The organism is Paenibacillus macerans (assembly GCF_900454495.1).
Taxonomy (GTDB): domain Bacteria; phylum Bacillota; class Bacilli; order Paenibacillales; family Paenibacillaceae; genus Fontibacillus; species Fontibacillus macerans.
On record NZ_UGSI01000001.1, the window covers coordinates 1,112,752 to 1,134,290 of the forward strand.

The window sequence follows — 21,539 nt, forward strand, 5'->3', positions numbered from 1 at the left end:
TGCACACGCAACTTTTTTTGCTGGTTCCAGTTTACTCCGATTTAGTTGCGCTTGCAACAGAATTTTAGTAAAATTTTCGTAAAACAGACCGCTCGCAAAGAGGTGAATAGGGATGGAGAAGTTTTTCGTCGGCAAGTTGATCTCATACATCCAGCGCATGAACCAAAAGCAGCTAGCCGCCTTGCTGAAGCCTTACGACATCGGCGGCGGGGGGCACCACACTTACCTGAAGGCCATTTTGGCGAACCCCGGGATCAATCAGGATCAGCTGACAAGCGAAGCCAAGTTCGACAAAGCGACCACGGCCCGCTGCGTAAAGCAGCTGGAGGAGGCGGGCTATGTTTACCGCCGGATCGACGATCACGACCGCCGCTCCTACCGGTTGTATCCGACCCAAAAGGCCAAAGACTTCGAGCCGACGCTGCGGCGGATTTTTGAGGAACATAACCGCCGGTTTACAAGCTGCTTGACGGAGGCGGAAAAGGAACAGCTATCGAGTTTGCTGCAAAAGATCTACGACAGCTATCAGGCGGATTAAAGCTGCCGTCGGATCTATTTTCCCTAGGTTCAATCCATATTATTTATAGGAACGAAAGGCGGGCGATTATGGCGGACGTATTGATTCGTATAGGACAATTGGAACAATTGGACGAAATTATGGGGCTGATGGCCCGCTGCATTCAAGTTATGAGGGACAGCGGGAGCGATCAATGGGACGAGACCTACCCGAACCGCGAGGTTATCACGGAGGATTTGCGGCGAGGGACGCTGTTTGCGGCAGAAAGCGGCGGTGTTGTGGTTGGCATCGTCGTGCTGGACGAACGTCAGGACGAGGAATATGAGTCCATCGTTTGGAGGCAGCCGGAGGGGCCGAATTTGATCATGCACCGGCTGGCCGTCGATCCGGCGGCGCAGGGGCGGGGGATCGCCCGCACTCTGATCGCTTATGCGGAACGATTTGCGCAGCAAAACGGTTACCGGAGCATCCGCCTGGATACCTACGCGAAAAACGCGTCCGCGCTTAAGCTGTATCGCGGTTTGGGATACGACCAGCGTGGGGAAGTGAATTTTCCGCGCCGGGTTGCGGTTTTTCCGGTGTTTGAAAAGGTGTTTTCCGATCCGGACCAAGAGCAGGGCTAAAAGAAAAAAATGCAAAAAAAGCAACGGCTTAATGTCCGCGGAACGATTTGTGATGAAACGAAGTGATATCGCGAAAAAGGGATTGCCCGTCATCCGTGACGGCAAAACCGGCGGACAGCGGAAGGTAAAGGGCGCGGTAGGGCTCGGGGACCCAAATATACTGGTGTAAATAAGACGTGGCGATAAAACCGCACCGCTCCCAAAATTTCAGGCGGCTGCGGTTTTCCTCCGTATCATCGGCCTCGGCTTCAATGATGATTGCCTTAACTTGGCTTTCGCTGGCCGCCCAATCGCGGATTTGCTTGAAAAAGCCCGCGCCCAGCCCTTTTCCGCGCAAATCGCGGCGGATGGCCATATAATCCAGGATCAGCCGTCTATTTTCCACAGGGCCGCTAAACCCGGCAACCGCCATGGCAGCCGCTTCGCCGTCCAGAGTCCCTGCGTGCATGCAGGCGATCCCCTTGTTTAACATGCTTCGCAGCACTTTTTCCGGTTTGGATCCGTGCGGGAAGGCTTCCCGGTAAATCGGGCCGAGCCGTTCCCACCAGGTTTCGTCCCAATACGTTATTGTTTCGAATTTTAGCTGCAATGAAGGCGCCTCCTCAAGCGATGAATGAATGTTAAGCAGCGTGTCTTTAAATAGTAATACAGCGGCGTGGCTGCGGCAAATTTTCACCGATTCCAAACTTCAGGACATATGTCCTTTCCAAAAGGTCCCGTGTTATCTTTTAATATGAACAGACTATGAAGAGGGGAGAACACCATGAAAGGCTTGTTATTTGCGTTTTTGGCGGGGGCCTTTATTACACTCCAAGGGGTGGCGAATTCGCGGATCAGCTCGAGCATCGGCACCTGGCCTGCGGCCGCGTTAACGCAGTTCACCGGCTTTATCGCGGCCTGGCTCATCTGGCTGTTTATCCGGGACGGCAATCTGAAGCAGCTGGGGCGCGTGCAGCCGTTATATCTCGGCGGCGGAGCGCTCGCGGCGATCATTATTTTCTCCAATGTCACGGCGATTCAGCATGTCGGGGTCACGCTTTCGATCGCGGCCGTGCTGATCGCCCAGCTGTGCATGACTTTCCTGATCGACAGCACCGGATGGTTTGGCATCGAAAAGAAAAAAATGCGGCTGCCGCAGTTTGTCGGCATCGCGCTGATGATTGCCGGCGTCGCGATTCTTAAATTGTAGGCCGGCCGAGCTTGGGAGGATCGGAACTTGAAAGAAATCGAAGATCGCGGGCAGCTTAAAGCCTATATGCAGACGCATCAATTGGATAACGTATTTACGGAGCCGCTCATCCCGCACTTGACGCTGCTTACTTTCGACCAAGGCGAGTTGATTTGCGCCCAAGGGGAGCCCTCCGGGGTGATGTATGTTTTGGTGAATGGGAAAATCAAAATATACAACACGTCGGAGGAAGGGCGGACGCTCGTGATTTCCTTCAAGACGCCGCTTGAAGTGATCGGGGACGTGGAATATATCCGGGGCAGCGATATCATCAACACGGTCGAGGCGGTATCCCCGGTGCACATGATCGCAGTGGAGTACCGCTGGCTGCGGAAATACTGCGGCGATCATTCTCCGCTGCTGCGTTTTTTGCTGGACATCATCACTAACAAATTTTATATGAAGTCTAGCTCGCTGAGCTTTAATCTGCTGTATCCGGTGGAGGTCAGGCTTGCCAGTTATTTGCTGTCCGTATCGTTTGACGAATCCGGCGCGGGTTATAGGAGGGAGCTTAGCACCGCGGACCTGACGGATGCGGCCAATCTGATCGGCACCAGCTACCGGCATCTGAACCGGGTGCTGCAAAAGTTCGCCGCCCGCGGGCTGATCGAACGGAGCCGGAAGGGCATTTTGGTCAAGGACAGGGAAGGCCTGCAGAAGCAGACGCACCGGAATATTTACGAATAATCGGGAGGAAACGATGGTTTTAGGGATCTTATTGGCGCTGATCGCGGGTTCTCTGGTCGGTATACAAAATATTTTTAACAACAAAGTCAATGAGCATACGGGTACCTGGACGACCACCACGCTCGTGCTGGGTCTCGGGTTTGCCGCTTCTTTTGTGATCGGATTGTTGCTCGAAGGGAAAAATATGTTCGCGCTGCGCGATATGCAGGCTTGGTTTTATTTCAGCGGCTTGATCGGCGTGGGCGTCGTCACCTGCATGGTGCAGGGAGTTAAACGTTTGGGGCCGACCTACGCCGTGGCGATCGTTATGACCTCCGAGCTGGGATTTGCTTTGTTGTTCGATTCCATGGGCTGGCTCGGGCTGCAGAAGGTTCCGTTTACGCCGAAACAGCTGATTGGCGTATTGGTCATCGTCGGAGGGATCTTCGTGTATAAACTGGGTGAACGGCGCCGGTCCGAGGCGGCGGCCACCGCCAAGAAGGCGAAGAGGGAAGCGTTGAACTGAAGAACTGAAGAACTATATTTAGAGAACGAGGAGGAAAAGAATATGCCGGAGCATATCGATAAAATCGCTTGGATTTGTATCCGGGATGGGCAAATTTTGAGCGTCCGCTCCAAGGGGAAGGAGCTTTTTTATTTTCCCGGAGGGAAGCGGGAGCCCGGCGAAACCGACGCCGAAACGCTGCAGCGCGAAATCGGCGAGGAGTTGTCCGTACGCATCAAGCCGGAAACGATCGCCTATTACGGTGCGTTCGAGGCTCAAGCCGACGGCAAGCCGGAAGGGGTGCTCGTCAAGATGACGTGTTATACGGCCGACTGCGCGGGTGACCTTGCGCCCGCCTCCGAAATCGGAGAACTGGCCTGGCTCGGCTATGCCGACCGGGACCGGACGTCGCTGATCAGCCGGATCATTTTTGACGAGCTGCATGAGAAGAACTTGCTGGCTTGATGGAGGACCTAGCGAGATTAGGGGTAGGGGAATAGGGAGGCAGGGAGATTGGGTGGTAAGGAGTTTGAGAGTTGGGAGTCGTCTGTCTGTCGTTTCGAAGCGTATTAAGAAGCATATTCAGAAGTATATTTAGAAGTATATTTAGAAGTATATTTAGAAGTATATTTAGAAGTATATTTAGAAGCATATTCAGGAGCACATTCAGCAGCAAATAAAGACAAAAATTGTGCTTATTTCCGTGCTGAAATGGGGAATGGGGGAAATAAGCGCACCGCCGTATCACCGCACATCGCAACACCATACAACGGACCGCCGAACCGCCACACAACCGCCGTTATCACCCGGTAGCCATCCTGCAATGAAAACCGCTGACCCGCTCAGCGGTTTTTTTAATAGGGTTTTCACCGCCATCATCAGGGATTTCCCTGATGGGAAGATGGAGGCGCGCCGTTCCATAATGGAAACAGACAGAATGAATATCATTGGATTCCCCGATCAAATGCATTCATTCGTGGATGAAGGAGTGAACGCTTCCTATGAAAAAAAGATCAGGACTAACTTTTTTCAAACCGAAGGAAGGCTATTCGGGAAACTGGTCGATCGTTGAAGAAAAAAGCCGGGAATGGGAGAACATGTACCGCGGCCGCTGGTCGCACGACAAAGTGGTGCGCACGACGCACGGGGTCAACTGTACCGGCTCCTGCAGTTGGAAGGTTTTTGTGAAAAACGGCATCATCACCTGGGAAAACCAGCAGATCGATTATCCGTCCTGCGGGCCGGACATGCCGGAATTTGAGCCGCGCGGTTGTCCGCGGGGCGCATCGTTTTCCTGGTACGAATACAGCCCGCTGCGGGTGAAATATCCGTATATGCGCGGGCGCCTGCTGCGGCTGTGGAAAGAGGCGCTGGCAAAGCAAGGCGACAACCCGGTGGAGGCATGGGCCAGCATCGTGGAAAATCCGGAAGCCGCCAAATCGTATAAGCAAGCCCGCGGCAAAGGCGGCCATGTGCGCGTGACGTGGGAGGAAGCTACCCGTCTTATCGGCGCGCAGCTCATCTATACCATAAAAAAATACGGGCCCGACCGGATCGCCGGCTTTACGCCGATCCCGGCCATGTCGATGATCAGCTACGCATCGGGCGCGCGCTTTATCTCCCTGCTGGGCGGGGAAATGCTCAGCTTCTACGACTGGTACGCCGATTTGCCGCCGGCTTCGCCGCAAATCTGGGGCGAGCAGACCGACGTGCCGGAATCGTCCGACTGGTACAATGCCGGCTACCTCATCATGTGGGGCTCCAACGTGCCGCTGACGCGCACGCCGGACGCCCACTTTATGACCGAGGTGCGGTATAAAGGGACCAAAGTGGTGTCCGTAGCCCCGGACCACGCGGAAAACGTCAAGTTCGCCGACAACTGGCTGGCCCCGCATCCGGGAACCGACGCGGCCGTCGCGCAGGCGATGACGCATGTCATTTTGGACGAGTTCTACGTGCGGCGCCAGGAGCCGATGTTCCTGAACTATGCCAAGCAGTATACGGACATGCCGTTCCTGATTTTGCTCGATTCGCATGAAGGCAAATACAAGGCCGGACGGTTCCTGAGAGCCAGCGATCTCGGCGAACGTTCGGAGCACGCCGAATGGAAGCCCGTTATTATCGACGAAGCGGAAAACGAGCTGATCGTCCCCAACGGGACGATGGGGCAGCGCTGGGAAAAAGACGTGAAATGGAACCTCAAGCTCGAACGCGAAGACGGAACGGCCATCAAGCCGGCGCTTTCGGTCGAAGGCCATGAAGCCGAGTGGACGGAAATCGTCTTCCCGTATTTCGACCAGAGCGGCAACGGCACGTTTGCCCGGACGATTCCGGCGAAGCGGATTACGCTCGCCGACGGTTCGACCCGGCTGGCGGCCACCGTGTATGACCTGATGCTCAGCCAATACGGCGTGAAGCGTCCCGGCGGCTCGAACGCGCATACGGCGGCCGGCTATGACGACGCCAGCTCGCATTACACGCCGGCCTGGCAGGAGAAGATCACCGGCGTCAAAGCTTCGCTCGTCGTGCAAATCGCCCGGGAATTCGCCCAAAACGCGCTCGATACCGGCGGGCGCTCGATGATCATCATGGGCGCGGGCATCAACCACTGGTTCAACAGCGATACGATTTACCGCTCGATCCTGAACCTGGTTGTGCTGACGGCCTCGCAGGGCGTAAACGGCGGCGGCTGGGCCCACTATGTCGGCCAGGAAAAATGCCGGCCGATCGAGGGCTGGTCGACGATCGCGTTCGCCCGCGACTGGCAGGCCCCGCCAAGGCTGCAAAACGCCACCTCGTTTTTCTATTTCGCCACCGATCAGTGGAAATACGAGGAAATGAGCACGGATTCACTCAAATCGCCGACGGGCGGCCAAACGAAATACAGCCATCCGGCGGATTACAACGTGCTGGCCGCGCGCCTGGGCTGGCTGCCGTCTTACCCGCAGTTCAACAAAAGCAGCCTGGCTTTTGCCGCGGAAGCGGCGGCAGCCGGAAAGACCGAAAACGCCGACATTATCAAGTACGCGTACGAACAGGTCGTGAAGGGCGAAACGAAGTTTGCGATCGAGGACCCGGACGCGCCGGAGAACTTCCCGCGTACGATGTTCGTTTGGCGCTCGAACCTGATCTCCAGCTCGGCCAAAGGGCAGGAGTTCTTCATGAAACATCTGCTCGGCACGCATAACGGGCTGCTGTCCACGCCGAACGAAGAGGAAAAGCCGCAGGAAATCGTCTGGCGCAATGAGGTCGAAGGAAAGCTCGACCTGCTTGTGTCTTTGGATTTCCGCATGACCGCGACGCCGATGTACGCCGATATCGTGCTGCCGGCGGCGACCTGGTACGAGAAGGTCGACATCTCCTCGACCGACATGCACCCGTTCGTGCATCCGTTTAACCCGGCGATCGATCCGCTGTGGGAATCGCGCTCCGACTGGGATATTTACCGCACGCTGGCCGGCGTCCTGTCGGACATGGCGAAAGAGCATCTGCCGGGCGTCTACAAGGACATCGTAAGCTCACCGCTCGGCCATGATTCCATCGGCGAAATCTCCCAGCCGTACGGCGAGGTGAAGGATTGGAAACGCGGCGAGATCGAGCCGGTCCTGGGCAAAACGATGCCCGGCTTTACCGTGGTTGAGCGGGATTACACGAAAATTTACGACAAATACGTTACGCTCGGGCCTAATCTCGAGACCGGCAAAGTCGGCGCCCACGGGGTATCGTTCCCGGTGAAGGAAGAGTACGAAGAACTTAAGTCCATCAATGGCGCTTATTTCGACGACACGATCAAAAACGGGCGGCCGAAGCTGCATACGGCCAGACACGCGGCCAACGCCGTGCTGCATCTGTCTTCGGCGACGAACGGGAAAGTTTCGCAGCGGGCTTGGGAATCCGCCGAGCAGGAACACGGTGTGGAGCTTAAGGATATTTCTGCCGACCGCGCCGCCGAAAAGATCACGTTCGCGAACATTACGGCCCAGCCGCGCGAGGTTATTCCGACGCCGGTGTTCACCGGCTCGAACAAATCGGGCCGCCGGTATTCGCCGTTTACGACCAATATCGAACGGCTTGTTCCGTTCCGCACGTTGACCGGGCGGCAGCATTTTTACCTGGATCACGAAATCTTCCTCCAGTTCGGCGAAGCCTTGCCGGTTTATAAGCCGACGCTGCCGCCGATGGTGTTCGGCCCCCGCGACAAGCAGGTCGCCGGAGGCGAAAACGCGCTGGTGCTGCGGTATTTGACGCCGCACGGCAAATGGAACATCCACAGCACGTACCAAGACAACCTGCACATGCTGACCTTGTTCCGCGGCGGCCCAACCGTGTGGATCAGCCGCGAGGACGCCGAGCAGCACAACATCGCCGACAACGATTGGCTGGAAGTGTTCAACCGCAACGGCGTCGTGACGGCGAGAGCGGTCGTCAGCCACAAAATGCCGAAAGGCACGATGTTTATGTATCATGCCCAGGACAAACACATCAACGTGCCGGGCTCCGCGATTACCAAGGAGCGGGGCGGCAGCCACAACGCGCCGACGCGCATCCATTTGAAGCCGACGCAATTGGTCGGCGGTTACGCCCAGCTGAGCTATGGCTTTAACTACTACGGTCCGATCGGCAACCAGCGGGACGTGTACGTGGCCGTGCGCAAACTGAAGGAGGTCGATTGGCTTGAAGATTAAAGCGCAAATTGCCATGGTGATGAATCTCGATAAGTGTATCGGCTGCCATACGTGCAGCGTCACATGCAAAAGCACCTGGACGAACCGCGAAGGCGCGGAATACGTCTGGTTCAACAACGTGGAGACGAAGCCGGGCATCGGCTATCCAAAGCGTTGGGAGGACCAGGAGCAGTACAAAGGGGGCTGGACGCTGAAGAACGGCAAGCTGGAGCTGAAATCCGGCAGCAAGCTGTCCAAGATCGCCCTCGGGAAAATTTTCTACAACCCGGACATGCCGGAAATGAAAGATTATTACGAGCCGTGGACCTACGACTATGAGAAGCTGACGAATTCGGGCGAGAAAAAGCACCAGCCTACGGCGCGCCCGAAATCGGCGGTCTCCGGCGAGCCGATGGACATCGACTGGGGGCCCAACTGGGAAGACGATCTGGCCGGCGGACATATCACCGGGCCCAAAGATCCCAACATCGAAAAAATCGAAGAGGAGATCAAATTCAGCTTCGAGCAGTCGTTTATGATGTACCTGCCGCGGCTCTGTGAGCATTGCCTCAACCCAAGCTGCGTGGCGTCCTGCCCTTCGGGCGCGATCTACAAGCGCGATGAGGACGGCATCGTGCTCGTCGACCAGGAGGCCTGCCGCGGCTGGCGCTACTGCATGACGGGCTGCCCGTACAAGAAGGTGTACTTCAACTGGAAAACGAACAAGGCGGAAAAATGCACCTTCTGCTTCCCGCGCATCGAGGCGGGGCTGCCGACCGTTTGCTCGGAAACGTGCACCGGCCGGATCCGCTACCTCGGCGTGCTGCTGTACGACGCGGACCGCGTGCAGGAAGCGGCTTCCATGCCGAATGAGCAGGACTTGTACCAGGCGCAGCTGGACCTGTTCCTCGATCCGAACGATCCCGCAATCATCGAGCAGGCGCGCAAGGACGGGCTTAGCGAGGAATGGCTCGAAGCCGCGCAAAATTCGCCGGTATACAAACTGGCGATCGAATATAAGCTGGCGTTCCCGCTGCACCCGGAATACCGCACGCTGCCGATGGTTTGGTACGTGCCGCCGCTGAGCCCGATCATGAGCTATTTCGAAGGCCGGGATTCGATTCAAAATCCGGACCTGATCTTCCCGGCGATCGAAGAGATGAGAACGCCGATCCAATATTTGGCCAATATGTTGACCGCCGGAGACACCGGGGCGGTAAAAGTCGCGCTGCAGCGCATGGCGATGATGCGTTCGTATCAGCGGGCGCACTTTTCCGGGAAACCGTTTGACGAAAGCCGCCTGGACCGGGTAGGCATGTCAGCCCGGCAAATCGAGGAAATGTACCGCCTGCTGGCGATCGCCAAATACGAAGACCGCTTCGTGATTCCGACTTCGCATAAGGAAGGCTACATGGACCCGTACCGCGCCCAGGGCTCGGAAGGGTTCGGAATGGACTGCGGCGGCTGCGGCCCGGCCTTCACTGCGCAGGAAAAAGGCAAGAGCGGCCAGGATTTATACGAACAGAACTTTTACGGGGGGATCTGGCGTGATTGATCTTGTCAAGCTGCATGAGTATAAAGAGATGTTCGGCTTTTTTGCCGGTCAATTGGCCTACCCCGACAAAGCGGCTTTTCGCGAGCTGCGCGAAGCGGAGGAGCTAAACTGCCCTCCTGCGGTCCGTGAACCGATCGCGGCATACCGGGAACGGATGCTCCTGCTCAGCATGGACGACATCGAAGAACAGTATGTGCAGACGTTCGATTTCGAGAAATCGTCGACGCTTTATATGACCTACTTCAAATATGAAGATTCGCGGGAACGCGGGCAAATGCTGACGGCGCTTAAGGGCGTTTACGAGCTGTACGGTCTGGAAATGGAAGGCCGGGAGCTGCCGGATTACCTGCCGGTGATGTGCGAGTTTCTCTATGCCGCCCAATGGCTGAATCAGGAGCAGGCCGAAACCGCCATGCAAACGCTGCTCACCGTGCTTGAAGACGGCACGTACAAACTGATGAAGTCGCTCGAGAAGCAGGACAGTCCTTATTTTTATCTCATCAAGGGGTTAAGGGAAACGTTTAAGCTGTGTCTTCGGCAGGAGGTGAACGCTAGTGAGCTTGGTTGATCAGTTTGCCTGGGTTATATTTCCTTATCTGTGCGTCGCCGTTTTTATCGTCGGCCATATTTTCCGCTACCGCTACGACCAATTTAACTGGACGGCCAAATCCAGCGAATTTATCGAGAAAAAACAGCTGATGATCGGCAGCCTTCTGTTCCATATCGGCGTCATTCCGGTCATTCTCGGGCATGTCGCCGGGCTGGGGATTCCGAAGTCGTGGATGAACGCCATGGGCGTCAGCGAGCATTTGTACCATATCGGCGCGATGTACGGCGGGGGATTTTTCGGCGTCGTCACGTTTGCCGGGATGCTGATCTTGACGGCGCGCCGCCTGACGAAAAAAACGATCCGCCGCTTAAGCTCGGTTTCGGATATCGTGGTCAATTTGCTGCTATTGTCCATTGTTTTTATGGGCCTGTTCTCCACGCTGGTTACAAACAATGTGCAGCCGGAATTCGATTACCGGGAGACGATATCGGTGTGGTTCCGCAACCTGCTGGTGTTTCGCCCGGAGGCCGCCTATATGGCGGAAGTGCCGCTTTCGTTTAAAATTCATATTATAGGGGGATTTTTGATTTTTGCGCTGTGGCCGTTTACCCGGCTCGTTCATGTTTGGAGTGTACCCTTGAATTATGCCCGGAGAAGCTATATCCTTTATAGGAAGCACCGCCAGCATTAACGCCGGCAGAAGGATTTGAAATTAGGAGCTTAGCGTATGAAGCCATTGTCCAGCGATTACCAGTTCAAAATAGATCAGCTTAGGGAGCAAGCGGGTTACGATTTCGCCGCCCTCGCGTTCGCGCAGACGGCGGTCAACGATTACGTGATCACGTGGCAATTCGCTTCCGGCAATTTAAATGACCGCTATAAGCGCATCGTTCTCCAATCCGGAAAAGGGATTGCCGGCATCGTGTTCAAAACCGGCATCCCGATCCTGGTGACCAGCGTCCGGGAGCAGCTCAACCAAAAGGAATTAATCAATTATCCGATCGTCATGTCGGAGAAGCTGACCGGCCTTGCGGCCATTCCCTTATATTTGGCGGACCGCGTGGAAGGTGTGCTGCTGATCGGCTGCCGCGGGGGGCAAACGATGCCCCAAGACACGCTGCAAGCCTTATACGGGGCGCTTCACGGCCGGTTCGGAGATTTTGCCGTAAAGGAGTTGACCATCCCGTGAGCCAGCCTTCGCTGCAGATTTCGCCCGAGCTTTTGCTGAAAATGTATGGACACAGCGCGGAAGCGATCATTTTCTTCGACCGCGACAACGAAGTTATCGCCATGAATCCGACGGCGGAGCAATTGCTTGACCCGCGGATGTTCCGCCGGGGGAAACCGGACGGAAACAACGCCTTTTGCTTTGCCTGCCGGGGCTACACCAGCGAAGAGGAGCCGATGACCTGTTTGGATTGTTATTTGTCCAATCCGCTTAAAGATTTCAGCTCCTTCCAGCTTTATCTGGAAACGAAGGACCGGGGTCTCGTTCCGTATTCCGCCGCTTTCCACACGGTCGATGAACAGGCCGGCATCCGCGTTTTGATGCTGCGCGATCTGACGAATCATCTGCTGACTCAACAGACCTTGAACCGCAACACGATGACCAAAAGCATCATCAAGGCCCAGGAAGACGAGCGCAAACGGATTTCGCGCGAGCTGCACGACAGCGTGGCGCAAGAGCTCGTCAGTTCGCTTGTCGATCTGCGCGTGCTGAAATATTTGAACGTGCAGGAGGATGCGCTGCAAAAAATCCGGCAGACCGAAGCCTCCTTGACCCGGCTGCTGGAGCAGATCCGCAATCTGTCCGTGGAGCTTCGTCCGGCGTCGCTGGACGACCTTGGCCTGGAGGCGGCCTTCCGCTCCCATTTCAAATGGGTCGAGAAAAACTACGGGGTGGTCGTCCGTTTTAACGCGGAGCTGGGCGGACTGCGGTTCAATAACGAGGTCGAAACGGTCGTTTACCGGGTCTGCCAGGAATCGCTGCTCAACGCCTTAAAGTACGCCGATGTCGACGAAATCACCGTGCGGCTGTACATCGCGGACCGCAAGCTGGAGCTGGTCGTCGAGGACCGGGGAAACGGCTTTGACGTCAATGCCAGAGACCCGAAGGGAACCGGCCTCGGCTTGTACGGGATGAAAGAACGGGCCGAACTGGTAAACGGGGAGATTGTTATCACCTCGGAGCCGGGGAAGGGGACGACGGTGCTGCTCAAGGTTCCGGTCGGACCGGACGGAACGGTCAGCCCCTGACGGGGTAGTCTGCATAATAGAACGGAGTTGGAAGGGAGGAGCGGATCATGAAGGTTGTCATTGCCGATGACCATGCCGTCGTCCGCAGCGGCTTTGCGATGATCATCAATTTTCAGGAAGACATGGAGGTCGTCGCGACGGCCGCCGACGGGATCGAAGCCTACAAAATGGTGGCGAAGCATCGGCCGGACATTCTGCTGATGGATCTCAGCATGCCTCCCGGCGAAAGCGGACTGATCGCCACCGCGAAGATCAACGAGGATTTTCCCGATACGAAAATCATTATCCTGACCATGTATGACGATGAGGAATATCTGTTCCATGTGCTGAAAAACGGAGCCAAAGGTTATGTGCTGAAAAACGCTCCGGACGAACAGCTGGTCTCGGCGATCCGCATGGTGCATCAAGGCGGCGTTTACATCCACCCGAAGCTGGCCACCTCGCTTGTCCGCGAGTTCATCAACCAAAACCAGGAGGCGGACGAGAGCAGTCCCTACCGGATTTTATCCACCCGCGAGATCGAGATTTTGCCGCTGGTGGCCAAGGGCTACGGCAATAAGGAAATCGCCGAGATGCTGCATATTTCCGTAAAAACCGTCGAGGCGCATAAAGCGAAGCTGATGGAGAAGCTGAATTTAAAAACAAGGCCGGAGCTGGTGGAATACGCGCTCAAAAAGAAGCTGCTGGACTTTTAATCCAAGCGCTTGCCCATAATCGTCGTTTGATGATTATGGGCTTTTTTGTGTCCAAACGGCCCGGTTAGGGAGTTCCGGAACGCAAGCGAGGGATTTCCCTATTTTAGCCGGGCGGTGATCTCCTCTACAATACGGATTGGGGAATCCGATCGCAGTTCATTCAGTAATTTGGGAAAGGTGATCTATTTGATAAGAAAAGTTCAATTACCGCTGCAAACATTAAATCTTATCGTTGGTTTTGCCGTGTGGGTGATCATCTCTTCGCTCGTGTCGTTTATGGGCGAAGACATCAACATCCCGCCCGACAAGGTGGCGATCATCACGGCGATTCCGGTCGTGCTTGGTTCTGTGCTTCGTATACCTATCGGTTATTACACCAACATCTTTGGGGCCCGGCTCGTCTTTTTGATCAGCTTCGTCTTGTTGCTGTTTCCGGTGTACTACATCAGCGAAGCGAAGTCATACGTCGATCTGATCATCGGCGGGTTGTTCCTCGGGATCGGCGGGGCCGTATTTTCCGTCGGCGTTACGTCGCTGCCGAAATATTACCCCAAAGAGCGCCATGGCTTGGTGAACGGCGTATACGGATTGGGGAATCTGGGAACGGCCGTCACCTCTTTTTCGGCGCCCGTCGTCGCTACGCAAATCGGCTGGTCGATGACCGTGAAGCTGTATCTGGTTTTGCTGTTGGTGTTTGCGGCATTGAATTTTCTCCTTGGCGACCGCAAGGAAGTCAAAGTGAAAACGTCGATGCTGGAACAGATCAAAGGCGTCTACAAAAACGAAAAGCTGTGGCTGTTTTCGCTGCTCTATTTCATTACCTTTGGCTCGTTTGTCGCTTTTACCGTGTATTTGCCGAATTTCCTCGTCACGAATTTCGACCTTAGCAAGGTTGACGCGGGGATGCGGACGGCCGGCTTCATCGCGCTCGCTACGTTCATGCGCCCGGTTGGCGGTTGGCTGGCGGACCGCTTCAACGCGCTGTATCTGCTGGTCGGGGTCTTTACGGCCTTTACCGTGGCCGCGATCGTGTTGGCCTTCTCGCCGACGTTCACCTTATATACCGTCGGTTGCCTCGTTATCGCGATCGCCGCGGGAATCGGGAACGGGGTGATCTTTAAGCTGGTGCCGCAGTATTTCAACAAGCAGGCCGGAATCGTCAACGGGATCGTTTCGATGATGGGCGGACTCGGCGGATTTTTCCCGCCGCTGCTGTTATCTTATATCCATTCGGTGACCGGGCAGTATTCGATCGGATTTATGCTGCTGTCGCAGGTGGCGCTGGCCAGCGTGATCCTCGTTCTTTGGATGCTCTACCATGACAAGGCGAGCTTGCCGGCGAAGACGTCCAATATCAGCAATTAAAGCTAGCCGTTTTCATGAAAACAGCCTTGGCCGGTAGTTAATCATCGGGCCAAGGCTGTATTATGTTTAGCGGCGGTTCAGATCACGTAGAAACATTCCTTTGCCTCCGTCCGCTTAACGCCGAATTCAAAGGTGTCCTGACGCAGTCCCCGGCGCATCGTTTCAAGCGATAAAATATCCGCCGGAGGGATATTCCCCAGGTGTACGTCCGAACCGAATTTCCGCAGCAGCAGCACTTGTTGATGCTTCAGCGGCGCTTCCCACATCAGCCTGCGGGAATCGGGGACAAATTCGAGGATATTGTCGACAATCTCCATGCGGCAATCGCCCTTTTCATCGAAAATGCCGACGCCGCATCCCGACTCGCGGGCCTCTACGGTCATCAGCTCGGCGCCGGCCTCCAGATCGGCTTCTTGAGTCTCCGCCAGATGTGTGGCATCGATAAGCGACCCGGACAGCTTTTTGCCGAATTCCGTAACGACCTTAAGACCGTGTTTTTTGCCTTCCTGAATCAGCTCGGTGCGTTTTTTGCGCGGAAGCTCGATCGTTCCGTCGGACACCTCAATCCCGTTGAAGCCGAGGCTGCAGACCGCGTCAAAGAAAGCCGGAACGGCATCTTGCTGAACGGCCGTTTCCAGCAGCGTACCGCCGGGCATCACCATCAGGCCGTGCCGTTTGGCCAAATTGATCTTGTACAGCAGCAGCTCCGTGCTGTACAGCGGGGATGTGCCAAAGCCAAACTTGACGCAATCGACATAGGGGGAACCCAGTTCGATAAAATCGGCAAACGCATTTCTGCCCAAGCCTTTGTCGATGATCATTGTGAGGCCGCGGCTTAACGCCTCCAAGGGTTGACGGTTGCCCTCGCTAGGGGCTTGACGGCGCAGTCCGCTCGGGTCTCTTAGCTCGGGGGGCCAAACTGCACGCAACGTACTATTCATCTGGAATCTCCTCATTTCTTTAAACTTAGCTTTTGATCCAATGTCTTAGGCATCATATGCGTTTGCCCCCCGGCAGGTGCCCATCTTTTGGTAAAAACGAATCGCTGGCTTAGCTGACTTTACGAGGCGGCCGGATCAGGAAAAAGACCAGCCCCAGCGTAATCAAAGACAGGACCGAGACGGAAATAAACACCAGATAATCCGACTTGTCCATCATCCAACCGAATAAGGGCGGACCGAAAGCGACACCTAGAAACCGCAGGCTGTTGTACAGGGATGTGATCATGCCCCGTTCGCTTTTTTGCACCGCCCCGGTAATGATCGTATTTAAACAGGGCAGGAGCAGTCCGGTACCGATGCTGCTGACCGTAAGCAGTCCGATAAACACATACATGTTTTTGAAGAAAAAAATCGTGGCCCCAAGCGCCAGCGTCATCAACAGCAGCCCGATGTTCATAAGCCAGCGCATCAACGTGCCTTTTTTCTTGATCAGGCTCCCGGTCGTATAGGATGTAATGACCATCCCAAGCAGAGGAATGGCCAAAATCAAGCCTTTGACGACCCCGTCGATGTTATAGGGCGGATCCTCCAAAATATTGGACAAATAAAACAGCACGCCGAACAAAATGAACAGTCCCAACGACCCGGCAAAAAAACAGGTGATCAGCCAGCTGCCTTTTTTGCTGAAAACTTCCCCGATTTTGTGAATGTATTTCCCCAGCTCCTGCTTCTGCTCGTGTTTGGGTTCTTTAATCAAAAACAAGACAGCAAGCAAGGATATGAGACAAAACGCGGGAAACGCGAAAAACGAAGCGTACCAGACGATCAAAACGAGCAGGGAGCCGATGATCGGACTAAGCACTTTTCCCGTGCCGTTGGAGGCCTCAATCAGCCCCAGCGCTTTACTTTCCGTACCGCCCTTGTAGAGATCGCCAACCAGGGCCATCGCGATGGGCGCGGTCCCGGCGGCCGCCATGCCCTGGATCGCTCGGGCGGCAATAATTACCCCGTAGGAGTCCCAAATCGCTCCGAAGCCGGCGAGTACGCCCGCTCCGCCGTAAACGATCAAAGCGGGGACGATGATCATTTTCCGCCCAAACTGGTCGGACAAATAGCCGATCACCGGAATGAACAGGGCGGCGGCCAAAGAAAAAATCGAGATGACCAAGCTGCTTTGAAATTTGCTGATCCCGAGCTGCCGCTGCATTTCGGGAAGCACGGGCACCAGCATGGAGTTGCCGAACACCTGCACGATCGGTATGGTGGCGATGGCGATAAATTCCCAAATGCGCCCTTTGGACTCACTGCCGGATTTCTCCTCGGCTTCCTCGGCCTCTTTTGATTTGCGGCCTGGAGCAAGGCGTATATCGCTTTCAAACGAAATATTCAGCTTGCGTGATTTGGTCTTTTCCATGTGTATTAGCTCCTCAGATCGGCAAAATGTAAACACATAATTAACAAGTTCATTATTTGTTATTCTCATGGAAGGTATTCATTTAGGGTCCGTTGCACCATTTAAGCCGGGTTGGGCATAAGCTGATAATGCTCGGGAAGAAGGGAGGAACATGTTGAATATCGAGATTATGCAGGGGGGCGGCAAGATGCCCGCAGCTTCGGATATCAACGTGGTGATTGACGTCATACGGGCATTTACGGTTGCTCATCAGGCGTTCATTCATGGCATTAAAGGCATCTTTCTCGCGGCAACGCCGGAGGAAGCTTTTTGTTTGAAAAAGGAGAACGAGGGATGTCTTCTGGCGGGAGAGGAAAAAGGGCTGCTCATCAACGGCTTTGATCTTGACAACTCCCCGGCGCGAATACGGCGGGCGGATCTTCGGGGGAAGTTTTTGGTCCAGAAAACGACCAATGGCGTGAAGGCGACGTTAAACGCTCTAAACGCCGAGCATGTTTTGGTAACGGGGTTTTCGAACGCCCGGACGACAGCGGAGTATATCAAAGCAAGATGGCTTAAGTCCCACCCCTCCATCACGATCAACATCATCGCCTCACATCCCACGGGGGACGATGACCTGGCCTGCGCGGAGTACATTTCCGGCATTCTTCGCGGCACCTTCGCTCCTTCGGCGGAGGAAACCAGGCTAAGGATACTTGGCTCGGAAGCGGCCCAAAAATTTTACGATCCCGGCAAGCCGGATTTTTTGCCTGAAGACATGGAATTTTGCAGCGCGGAGCTGCGCTCGGATTTCGTGATGGCGGTGAACCGCTTAAACCGCATTCCTTTCGTGGAAAAAGTGATAGTTTGAATAAGAAGGAGAATAACGATTTTTCGGGAGGTCTGGTTCCATCGTTATTCTCTTTCGCTTTTTGCCTCCGTTTGTTATTCCGGCTTTTTGACGAGCAATGGGGGAGGGACAAGCCAGCCCTTTTCTTTGTTTAAGCGAAGAATTCGCAGGCCGAATCCGGTTTTGGCCACATGGTATTTGGCAAATAAGGCGGCGATATCCTCACGGATGGACATGCCCATCGCGGAACTGCATCCCGCGAGACCCGCCGCATTGTCCATGGCGAGCTTTGCGCCGATTTCCGGATCGGCAAACCGGGCCCCGGCCGGGATATCCTCCAGCTTGGCTTCCGGGCGTTCCGGCAGCATGGGAGGCGGTGTAATCCCTGCTTCGCTTAACAGCTTGTCGAACTCTTTGATTTCCAGCTTGGCTTGATCGATCAAATCGCCAAGCAATTCTTTCAGCTCCTTATCGCCGGCATGATAAGTAAACGCTTGATAACACGACAGTATCATCTTCGCTCCCATGGAGCTTTCCCAAATCGTAAATATTTCTCCGTAATGCATCGGTTCATTTTTCGGATTTCCATCCAACACGCCCATTGTGCAGTCTCCTTAAATTTATTTTTTGGTTAAACAGGGCTATTATGCCCAATTGCCGCAAAATCTTTTTTTGATCGAAGGCACTTTTGGTTTGCTTCATGTGTTATAAACATAGAAAGCCATGGAGGTGAGCAAAACGTTACAGGAACCTAAACCGCCGGAAAGCTTGCGGGATCCCGGGCAAATTGAAGACATTGTCCAGCGGATTCAGCAAGGAGAACGGGAAGAGTTTGCGCTGATCGTTCAGGCGTTTCAGCAGCCGATTTTTCGCTACTGCTGCCGTCTGCTCGGCAACCGGCAAGACGCCGAGGATGCCGTACAGGATGTTTTGTTCAAGGCGTATCAGTCCATAGGGCGGTACAAGCCTGCGGCCAGCTTCTCGTCTTGGTTATACAGAATCGCTTGCAACCATTGTCTGAATCTATTGCGCAGACGCCGGCTGCAGAGCCGGATCATGCGTATTTTCAAACCGGAGACCGCCGCCGGGAGCCCGGAACAGAAAATGGAGGAGAGCTTGTACAGTGAAACCTTGCAAGCGGCGCTTATGAAGTTGTCGCTGGAAGAGCGGAATATGCTGGTGCTGCGGGTTTTTGAACAGCTTAGCTATCAGGAGATGAGCGAGATCCTGCAGGTTAGCCCCAATGCCTTGAACAAGCGGATGAAGAAGACGATGAACAAAATGAAGGCCTGCATAGAGCATAAGGAGGAGATGGAATGCAATACGGAGTCGGTGATGAGTACGAAAATATAATTCAAGAGGCAGTGCCCGCGAAAAATTTGCCGGAAATTGAGGTCACGGAGCGGGTGATGCGCCGCATTCGCGAGTCCGCAGGGAAAGCGCCGAACAACCGCAGCCGCTGGTTTAGCCGCACCGGCGCCTTAACGGCCGCGTTAATGCTGCTGTTTATCTCCCTAACGGCTTATGCCGCTTCCGAATGGATTCAAATCCGCAATGCGGCGGGAGAGATTAAAGTACAATATGCCGCGCCGGATCTAACAAGGGAGCAGGGTTCCTATGACAAATTTGAGCATAAAGCGCTGAAACTTGCCAAACCGGGCGAATTGATCGCTTATTATGTGAAAAGCGACAAGGCCGCAGATGACCCTGGCGCCAAGGAACAGCTGCAGTTCGCTTACAAGGAGCGCCGGATCACCGACTACGCTGCTTTTTTGGCGGAAATGAAAAGAACGGGGGCTCCGCTGCTGCCCGAAACGGTAGCGGGATATCCTTTTGAATACGGAGGGGTAAGTGCGCATATTCCTATCGATGCGGAAATAAAGAACTCTGAGGTATTTGCGCAAACACTGAAGGAACTGAAAGCTAAAGTCGAAACCTCAAGCGGGACCCGCTTTGCCGCAAAAGTAATTCCGTGGACGGAGCCTGGTGCTGTGCATGGGAAATATACGCTGGATACCGCTCATATTGAAATCAGCGCCGTTATGCTTCGCGGCGGAAAGCTTACCCAGGAGCAGGAAGACAAGGCAGGGCTGATTTCGGTGGAAGGCAGGAACCTTGTTTATAACGATGTGAAAAAAGAGAATAGAAGCTATCATTACCTTACGTGGTACAACGAACAGCAGGATGCTTACTATCTCTTATCCACTTTCGGCGGGCACGCGCTAACCAAGGAACAGCTCGTGAAGTTGGCCGGGGAATTATTTCGGGGCGGGCTTTGAAAAAATTCAAATGGGGGAGTTGGTGGGTACGAGGGTCGATTTGATAAAACCGGCTGCTTGGAACGGAGACGAACCGTCGCCCCTCGAAATAGCGGCACTTTATGTACTTATTATCCGGGGCCAGGCATGTTCCCGCTCATTAGCGCCATTTATTGTTCTTATTTTCCTATAAATGGCCCAGCACACGGGTAAACCCCATATAGTTCAAGAAAATAGCGACATAAATTACCGCTATTTCTCTCAAATTGACCGGTATCGCTGAAATAACGACATTTTATGTGCTTATTTTTTGGCTGGAGTTTCCCGGGCAGAAAAAAAGGCTGCTCCCGTCTCCAACTCAACTCAACTCAACCCACCCCAGCCTAACTAACTAACTCAACTCAACTCGTCCAACCTAACCAAATTTAACTCAACTCAACCTATCACCGTGCCTTGCATGAGGATTAACTTTAACCATTTAACCCGTTTTGCGGCACGATAACGCGCGCCTTTCTCGGCGCGCGTTATGTCCCGTGCAACGCCAGCCGTTACCGGTGTTGCGCATACACGTTCGCTTTGCTCGCCTGGCGGATCAGCTGGACTTCCTCGGCGGACAAAGCCGGAACGTTGGCGGCTGCGATATTTTGGAGCAGCTGCTCCCTGGAGCTGGCCCCGGGAATTGCAACGGCCACCGCCGGGTGGGCAAGGGAATACCGGATGGCCAGCTGCGTCAGGCTGCGCCCCTCAGTCTCCAGCTCCCGGAGCTGTCGGCGCAGCGAGATCAGCTCCTCCAACTCATAATCGAGAATGCCTTTGTTGGGCTCTCTTCCGGCGGCGAGCGCGCCGCTGGCCAGCGGGCCGCGGGCAATGGCGCTGATTCCTTTTTCCTGGAGCAAAGGAAGCACGGTTTCTTCAGCCCGCCGGTCTACGATGCTGTATTGATTCATGACGCTGACGATGGAAGAGCGGGCGGCGTATTCCCGGATCACGTTGGGGCGAATCGAGGAAATGCCATACTCCCGAATGACGCCTTCGCGCTTTAACTGCTCGAACGCTTCGATCGTCTCATCGATCGGGTCTTCCATGGTTCCTCCGTGAAGCTGATACAAATCGATATAATCCGTGCCGAGCCTGCGCAAGCTTTCTTTGACGGCCGAGAGGATATAGGTTTTGGAAGGGTCCCACACCCAGCCGTCCTGACCGGGAATTCTCCGGTTGCCTGCTTTTGTGGCCACCACGACCCGATCCCGCCGTCCCCGAATCGCCTTGCCGACGATCTCTTCGTTGCGCCCGCTATCGTATAAATCGGCGGTGTCCAGGAAGTTGACGCCAAGATCCAGCGCCTCATGGATCAGCGAGACGGCTTTCGCTTCGTCCGTCCCCAAAGTCATGCAACCCAGTCCGATTTCGCCGACGAGCAAATCGGATGCGCCTAAGCGATTCATTTTCATATGATCCATCTCCTTATATCTG

At 54.8% G+C, this 21,539-nt stretch carries 22 protein-coding genes; 17 read left to right on the forward strand and 5 right to left on the reverse strand.

Annotated features, from left to right (window positions below; translation table 11 throughout):
• The first annotated feature begins 112 nt into the window (after positions 1–112).
• Both DYE26_RS05110 and DYE26_RS05115 read left to right on the forward strand, forming a co-directional pair.
• Entirely contained in the window at positions 113–538 is a 426-nt protein-coding gene (locus DYE26_RS05110) for a MarR family winged helix-turn-helix transcriptional regulator (protein WP_036622748.1), read from the forward strand.
• A 68-nt stretch (positions 539–606) separates the two neighbouring features.
• A complete protein-coding gene (locus DYE26_RS05115) occupies positions 607–1,140 on the forward strand; it encodes a GNAT family N-acetyltransferase (RefSeq protein WP_036622750.1) in 534 nt (177 codons plus the stop codon).
• A gap of 28 nt (positions 1,141–1,168) precedes the next feature.
• On the opposite strand, the gene DYE26_RS05120 is transcribed toward DYE26_RS05115, so the two are convergent.
• Positions 1,169–1,729 carry a GNAT family N-acetyltransferase gene (locus DYE26_RS05120; protein WP_036622752.1) on the reverse strand — a complete coding sequence of 187 codons (561 nt, stop codon included), beginning with the start codon at positions 1,727–1,729 and terminating at the stop codon, positions 1,169–1,171.
• Between the two features lie 174 nt (positions 1,730–1,903).
• Here DYE26_RS05120 and DYE26_RS05125 point away from each other — a divergent pair, with 174 nt between their 5' ends.
• The 12 genes from DYE26_RS05125 to DYE26_RS05180 all read left to right on the forward strand — a co-directional run bounded on the left by DYE26_RS05125 (position 1,904) and on the right by DYE26_RS05180 (position 14,624).
• Positions 1,904–2,329 (forward strand): DMT family transporter, encoded by a 426-nt coding sequence (locus tag DYE26_RS05125; protein WP_036622754.1) that lies wholly within the window; start codon positions 1,904–1,906, stop codon positions 2,327–2,329.
• A 27-nt stretch (positions 2,330–2,356) separates the two neighbouring features.
• On the forward strand, positions 2,357–3,055 hold the full coding sequence (locus tag DYE26_RS05130) for a Crp/Fnr family transcriptional regulator (protein ID WP_036622756.1): 699 nt from the start codon (positions 2,357–2,359) through the stop codon (positions 3,053–3,055).
• Positions 3,056–3,068: 13 nt separating this feature from the next.
• Positions 3,069–3,560 carry a DMT family transporter gene (locus DYE26_RS05135; RefSeq protein ID WP_036622758.1) on the forward strand — a complete coding sequence of 164 codons (492 nt, stop codon included), beginning with the start codon at positions 3,069–3,071 and terminating at the stop codon, positions 3,558–3,560.
• A gap of 42 nt (positions 3,561–3,602) precedes the next feature.
• Positions 3,603–4,004: an NUDIX hydrolase gene (locus DYE26_RS05140; RefSeq protein WP_036622760.1), complete on the forward strand. Its 402-nt coding sequence runs from the start codon at positions 3,603–3,605 to the stop codon at positions 4,002–4,004.
• Positions 4,005–4,540: 536 nt separating this feature from the next.
• A complete protein-coding gene (locus DYE26_RS05145) occupies positions 4,541–8,224 on the forward strand; it encodes a nitrate reductase subunit alpha (RefSeq protein ID WP_036622762.1) in 3,684 nt (1,227 codons plus the stop codon).
• Positions 8,214–9,758, forward strand: a complete 1,545-nt coding sequence (gene narH / locus DYE26_RS05150; protein WP_036622764.1) for a nitrate reductase subunit beta — start codon at positions 8,214–8,216, stop codon at positions 9,756–9,758. The genes DYE26_RS05145 and narH overlap by 11 nt, the downstream gene beginning before the upstream one ends.
• Positions 9,751–10,326 carry a nitrate reductase molybdenum cofactor assembly chaperone gene (gene narJ / locus DYE26_RS05155; RefSeq protein ID WP_036622766.1) on the forward strand — a complete coding sequence of 192 codons (576 nt, stop codon included), beginning with the start codon at positions 9,751–9,753 and terminating at the stop codon, positions 10,324–10,326. The genes narH and narJ overlap by 8 nt, the downstream gene beginning before the upstream one ends.
• Entirely contained in the window at positions 10,313–10,999 is a 687-nt protein-coding gene (gene narI / locus DYE26_RS05160; RefSeq protein ID WP_036622768.1) for a respiratory nitrate reductase subunit gamma, read from the forward strand. Before narJ ends, narI begins: the two co-directional genes overlap by 14 nt.
• 36 nt (positions 11,000–11,035) lie before the next feature.
• Positions 11,036–11,497, forward strand: a complete 462-nt coding sequence (locus DYE26_RS05165) for a GAF domain-containing protein (protein ID WP_036622770.1) — start codon at positions 11,036–11,038, stop codon at positions 11,495–11,497.
• A 41-nt stretch (positions 11,498–11,538) separates the two neighbouring features.
• Positions 11,539–12,564 carry a sensor histidine kinase gene (locus DYE26_RS05170; RefSeq protein WP_051985864.1) on the forward strand — a complete coding sequence of 342 codons (1,026 nt, stop codon included), beginning with the start codon at positions 11,539–11,541 and terminating at the stop codon, positions 12,562–12,564.
• 47 nt (positions 12,565–12,611) lie between these two features.
• On the forward strand, positions 12,612–13,259 hold the full coding sequence (locus DYE26_RS05175) for a response regulator transcription factor (protein WP_036622774.1): 648 nt from the start codon (positions 12,612–12,614) through the stop codon (positions 13,257–13,259).
• 186 nt (positions 13,260–13,445) lie between these two features.
• Positions 13,446–14,624, forward strand: a complete 1,179-nt coding sequence (locus DYE26_RS05180; RefSeq protein WP_036628104.1) for a nitrate/nitrite transporter — start codon at positions 13,446–13,448, stop codon at positions 14,622–14,624.
• Positions 14,625–14,701: 77 nt separating this feature from the next.
• On the opposite strand, the gene comA is transcribed toward DYE26_RS05180, so the two are convergent.
• The gene (comA, locus tag DYE26_RS05185) at positions 14,702–15,565 is read right to left on the reverse strand and encodes a phosphosulfolactate synthase (RefSeq protein ID WP_036622776.1); all 864 of its coding nucleotides are present in this window, start codon (positions 15,563–15,565) and stop codon (positions 14,702–14,704) included.
• Positions 15,566–15,674: 109 nt separating this feature from the next.
• Positions 15,675–16,979 carry an MFS transporter gene (locus tag DYE26_RS05190; RefSeq protein WP_036622778.1) on the reverse strand — a complete coding sequence of 435 codons (1,305 nt, stop codon included), beginning with the start codon at positions 16,977–16,979 and terminating at the stop codon, positions 15,675–15,677.
• A gap of 154 nt (positions 16,980–17,133) precedes the next feature.
• On the opposite strand from DYE26_RS05190, the gene DYE26_RS05195 reads away from it, so the two are divergent.
• Positions 17,134–17,829, forward strand: coding sequence for a 2-phosphosulfolactate phosphatase (locus tag DYE26_RS05195; RefSeq protein WP_036628105.1), 696 nt, complete (start codon positions 17,134–17,136; stop codon positions 17,827–17,829).
• Between the two features lie 74 nt (positions 17,830–17,903).
• On the opposite strand, the gene DYE26_RS05200 is transcribed toward DYE26_RS05195, so the two are convergent.
• A complete protein-coding gene (locus DYE26_RS05200; RefSeq protein ID WP_036622780.1) occupies positions 17,904–18,410 on the reverse strand; it encodes a DUF3231 family protein in 507 nt (168 codons plus the stop codon).
• Between the two features lie 127 nt (positions 18,411–18,537).
• Between DYE26_RS05200 and DYE26_RS05205 the strand changes: the two genes are divergently transcribed.
• Positions 18,538–19,161, forward strand: a complete 624-nt coding sequence (locus tag DYE26_RS05205) for an RNA polymerase sigma factor (RefSeq protein WP_227872744.1) — start codon at positions 18,538–18,540, stop codon at positions 19,159–19,161.
• Entirely contained in the window at positions 19,125–20,087 is a 963-nt protein-coding gene (locus tag DYE26_RS05210; RefSeq protein ID WP_036622782.1) for a hypothetical protein, read from the forward strand. Before DYE26_RS05205 ends, DYE26_RS05210 begins: the two co-directional genes overlap by 37 nt.
• A 527-nt stretch (positions 20,088–20,614) precedes the next feature.
• On the opposite strand, the gene DYE26_RS05215 is transcribed toward DYE26_RS05210, so the two are convergent.
• Positions 20,615–21,517, reverse strand: coding sequence for an aldo/keto reductase (locus DYE26_RS05215; protein ID WP_036622784.1), 903 nt, complete (start codon positions 21,515–21,517; stop codon positions 20,615–20,617).
• Positions 21,518–21,539: the final 22 nt, after the last annotated feature.

Excerpts from the sequence above, each read along its gene's own strand:
- DYE26_RS05200 (WP_036622780.1), bottom strand. The coding sequence starts at position 18,410 with ATGGGCGTGTTGGATGGAAATCCGAAAAATGAACCGATGCATTACGGA.
- DYE26_RS05140 (WP_036622760.1), top strand. The coding sequence starts at position 3,603 with ATGCCGGAGCATATCGATAAAATCGCTTGGATTTGTATCCGGGATGGG.
- comA (WP_036622776.1), bottom strand. The coding sequence starts at position 15,565 with ATGAATAGTACGTTGCGTGCAGTTTGGCCCCCCGAGCTAAGAGACCCG.
- DYE26_RS05190 (WP_036622778.1), bottom strand. The coding sequence starts at position 16,979 with ATGGAAAAGACCAAATCACGCAAGCTGAATATTTCGTTTGAAAGCGAT.
- DYE26_RS05210 (WP_036622782.1), top strand. The coding sequence starts at position 19,125 with ATGCAATACGGAGTCGGTGATGAGTACGAAAATATAATTCAAGAGGCA.
- DYE26_RS05125 (WP_036622754.1), top strand. The coding sequence starts at position 1,904 with ATGAAAGGCTTGTTATTTGCGTTTTTGGCGGGGGCCTTTATTACACTC.
- DYE26_RS05145 (WP_036622762.1), top strand. The coding sequence starts at position 4,541 with ATGAAAAAAAGATCAGGACTAACTTTTTTCAAACCGAAGGAAGGCTAT.
- DYE26_RS05135 (WP_036622758.1), top strand. The coding sequence starts at position 3,069 with ATGGTTTTAGGGATCTTATTGGCGCTGATCGCGGGTTCTCTGGTCGGT.
- DYE26_RS05165 (WP_036622770.1), top strand. The coding sequence starts at position 11,036 with ATGAAGCCATTGTCCAGCGATTACCAGTTCAAAATAGATCAGCTTAGG.
- DYE26_RS05175 (WP_036622774.1), top strand. The coding sequence starts at position 12,612 with ATGAAGGTTGTCATTGCCGATGACCATGCCGTCGTCCGCAGCGGCTTT.
- DYE26_RS05110 (WP_036622748.1), top strand. The coding sequence starts at position 113 with ATGGAGAAGTTTTTCGTCGGCAAGTTGATCTCATACATCCAGCGCATG.
- DYE26_RS05170 (WP_051985864.1), top strand. The coding sequence starts at position 11,539 with ATGTATGGACACAGCGCGGAAGCGATCATTTTCTTCGACCGCGACAAC.
- DYE26_RS05115 (WP_036622750.1), top strand. The coding sequence starts at position 607 with ATGGCGGACGTATTGATTCGTATAGGACAATTGGAACAATTGGACGAA.
- DYE26_RS05215 (WP_036622784.1), bottom strand. The coding sequence starts at position 21,517 with ATGAAAATGAATCGCTTAGGCGCATCCGATTTGCTCGTCGGCGAAATC.